Genomic DNA, 1,242 nt, shown 5'->3' on the forward strand with positions numbered 1-1,242 from the left:
CCTTAAAAGCATGGCAGGTAAAAAACTGAACGCGATAACAGTCTCTCTGGATCCAATGCTTTAGAGGAACATCTAGAGACTGATCTCCATTTGCGTTAGTAGTTACGAGGTCAATACTGACACCTTTTCCCCCTAATACATGTGCTAGTTCTATCACACTTTTAGAAGGGCCACCGTACACTGGACCGAGGGCAGGTGTGACTATTAGAATTTTCATTTAGTGTCAATTCTTTGAGCTTTGAATAGTGATATAGCAATTCTAAATCATTTGTAAAATCAGACAAATCTGGAATCGTTGCTGGAAAAAGGTTATAGCGAACACTTTAAGCCAATATATTTCACGAATCATTTAGGACTGCTATATCTAAGTTTTAGAAAAGTTAACGCACTTAAATGTCACCCGTCCGATTTACCGTCCTAGTACATAGATAGCTTCTGAGCCCATTGATTGAGCAATTGTATCTAATCTAGATTCCAGATAATAATTCCAGGTCGATGGCAACACTCTATCCAAAAACTGCAGACCCATGGAAAATTTCTCAACTCGCTCGATCCGCAAAGCTGTTTCTTTGCACAAAGCCGCTATTTTATGAGAAGTATAGTAAGAAATTTTATAGCCATTGTTTTTCAAAAACTTGTCTGCTGTTAACTGTTTGACTAGCCAAGTAACTGGGTGATCCAATAGGGTGGTTTGCAGAATAATTTTACCATTAGGTGATAATATTCTTCCTAGAGTATCTAAAAGATCAGCAGGATTATTTAAATGAGCTATAAGACCAGAACAAATAATTATATCAAATAATGAATTTTGGGATTGAGCAAAGTCAAAGATATCTGAATTTAAGTATTGAATACCAATTCCTGTGTTGGTTGAGCCCTGGCAGACTCCCTGGGCCAGCTTAAGCATTTTAGGCGACAGATCAACTAGGATTGCCTCTGTGAATTGACCACATTCTAGGGCATAAGCTGTCACCCTGCCGTCACCCACGGCACAGTCTAACAGTCTTCCTGTTGAGCCAGCAACTAAATGGCCAATGATTTGCATCCGCTTGTTAAAGTTAAAACTTGTTCCTGTTTTATTAACCAGGTCAAAGTAGGTTGGGTAAATGGCAGCGGTTTCATCAAAGAAATTCTGTATCAGTTTAGTGTTTTGCATATTAAATGCTATTCATTGTACTCTAAAACTGCAAGCTATAGATGCTTACTGATTAATAAATTGATAGGTTCGATAGAAATTAAATA

The 1,242-nt window shown here is 37.8% G+C and carries 1 protein-coding gene and 1 pseudogene; both read right to left on the bottom strand.

The features are described 5' to 3' along the window. Positions 1 to 217: pseudogene (locus tag F6K53_RS43535) on the bottom strand (glycosyltransferase); the annotation flags it as partial. Positions 218 to 409: 192 nt separating this feature from the next. Next, positions 410 to 1,156 carry a class I SAM-dependent methyltransferase gene (locus F6K53_RS43540; RefSeq protein WP_293086970.1) on the bottom strand — a complete coding sequence of 249 codons (747 nt, stop codon included), beginning with the start codon at positions 1,154 to 1,156 and terminating at the stop codon, positions 410 to 412. Positions 1,157 to 1,242: the final 86 nt, after the last annotated feature.

Source organism: Moorena sp. SIO4A1 (genome assembly GCF_010672065.1).
Lineage (GTDB): Bacteria > Cyanobacteriota > Cyanobacteriia > Cyanobacteriales > Coleofasciculaceae > Moorena.

Excerpts from the sequence above, each read along its gene's own strand:
- F6K53_RS43540 (WP_293086970.1), bottom strand. The coding sequence starts at position 1,156 with ATGCAAAACACTAAACTGATACAGAATTTCTTTGATGAAACCGCTGCC.